Annotated in this window: 1 protein-coding gene; it reads right to left on the bottom strand. The window is 74.7% G+C overall.

The genetic code is table 11. From position 1 onward, the window contains the following. On the bottom strand, window positions 1-1,658 hold a 1,658-nt coding region (gene mdoH / locus ROTAS13_RS23865; protein ID WP_075823607.1), incomplete at its 3' end, for a glucans biosynthesis glucosyltransferase MdoH. Window positions 1,659-1,882: the final 224 nt, after the last annotated feature.

The raw sequence follows: 1,882 nt of genomic DNA, 5'->3' as shown, positions 1-1,882 counted from the left end.
CCGTGCCGGCGCAGCAGGGCGGAAAAGCGCGGGCCGGCGGTCAGCAGCCCGAAGGGCACGGCGAGGGCGAGGCCCAGCAGGAAAGGCAGCCCCCAGAGCAGGGCGCCCAGGGAATGCAGGCCCAGCGCCAGCAGCAGCAGGACGCCCAGCAGCGTATGCGGCCAGAGCCGCCGCAGCGCTTCCCGCAATCGCAGCCCCCGCGCCTCGCGCCGCTGTACCCCCCAGCCGCCCCGGCGCCCGAAGGGCAGGGCGATCAGCACCAGCGCCTTGTTCAGCAGGCTGACCGGGTCGAGCAGGGTGGTGAACAGGATCTCCGCCCCCGCCCCCCGCAGCACGGCGCCCCGCCCCCCATAGGGCGCCGCCCGGCCCGGCCGGGGCAGCAGCTCGGCATAGCCCATCAGCTTCGGCGCATAGGTGCAGAGCCAGGTCGCCCCCAGCAGCAGGGCCAGCGCCGCCCGGGGCGTGGCCTCGCCGCCGCCGGCCGCCACATTGCCCACCGCCGCCACGGCCAGCAGCACCCAGAGAGGCGCCCCGGCGAAGAGCAGGATCGCCTGCAGCAGCTGCCACCGCCCCATGGCCCGCAGGCCGGGGCGGAGGAGCAGGCGCCAGTACTGCATGTTCCCCTCGCCCCAGCGGCTGTCGCGCGCCAGGAAATCCGGCAGGGTCGGCGGATTGCCTTCCAGGCTGCCTTCCTCCACCGGCAGGCACCGCACCTTCCACCCGGCGGCCTGGAGCTGCGCCGCCTCCACCTGATCGTGCGACAGGATGGGCCGCCCATCCGGCAAGGGCGCCAGCCGGGCATGGGCGCGGAAGGGCGCGATCCGCAGCACGGCATTGTGCCCCCAGTAGGGGCCCTCATCCCCCTGCCACCAGGCCTGCCCCGTGGCCCATGCCCGCATCCCCGCCCGCATCCCGAACTGGAACAGCCGGGGAAAGGCCGATTCCGCCGGACGACCGACGATCAGCGGCTGCACGATGGCCAGCCGCGGATCGGCCTCCATGCAGCCGACCAGCCGCAGCACCGCCGGGGCGGTCATCCCGGAATCCGCGTCCAGGCAAAGAAACAGGTCCAGCCCCCCGGCATGGCGGTCCAGGAACTCCATCACGTTCCCGGCCTTGAAGCCGGTATTCTCCCGCCGCCGCCGGTAATGCGCCCGCCCGGGAAAGCGCAGCGCCAGAGCCGCCACGCCCGCCGCCTCCCGCGCCGCCAGCGCATCGTCGCGCGTGTCGGAGAGCAGCCAGAAGGTGAAGCTCCCGCCCGCCCCGGTGGCCTCCAGCCCGGCCAGCAGCCGTTCCACCGGCGGCAGCACAGCCTCCACCGGCTCGTCCCGCACGCAGCAGAGGATGCCTGTCCTGAGTCCGGGCGGTGCCAGGGGCGTATGGACCGGCGCCACACGGAGCTGCGGCATCACCGCCGCCGCCGGATCGCGCGACCCCAGCAGCAAGGCGCCCCCGATCGCCCCGTTCACCGCGCTGAGCGCCGCCCAGGGGAGCAGCCCGAGGAAGGCGGCGAAGCCCAGGATCTCCCACCCCGTCCAGCCGCCCGGCGCCATCGTCCGCCAGGCCAGCCAGGCCAGCAGCAGCCCGGTCAGGGAGCAGAGCAGCCCGAAGCAGAGGCGCCGGAATCGGGGGGAGGGTCGCAGCGTTTCGGTCGGCACGCCCCCTCCTGGCGCAGCCGTTTCTCCCTGGCCAGCCGGCATCGCGGAGGTCATCCCGGCCGGGCGCGTTATTCAGGCGGTGCGTTGCGTCCAGTCCCCGGGGGAGAGGCTCTGCCTCTCCCGCCGGACCCCCTCTCCGCCGGGGACCGAAGCCGGTCCCCGGACCCCGGGCTTGCGTTGGCTCTGCGTGGTGGCCGTCAGCCTGCGGCTCGATCCCTGGGAGC

This window comes from Roseomonas sp. TAS13 (assembly GCF_001950415.1).
Lineage (GTDB): Bacteria > Pseudomonadota > Alphaproteobacteria > Acetobacterales > Acetobacteraceae > Roseomonas > Roseomonas mucosa.
Note: the sequence above shows the minus strand (reverse complement) of the source record. Positions and strands in the feature narration are given on the sequence as shown.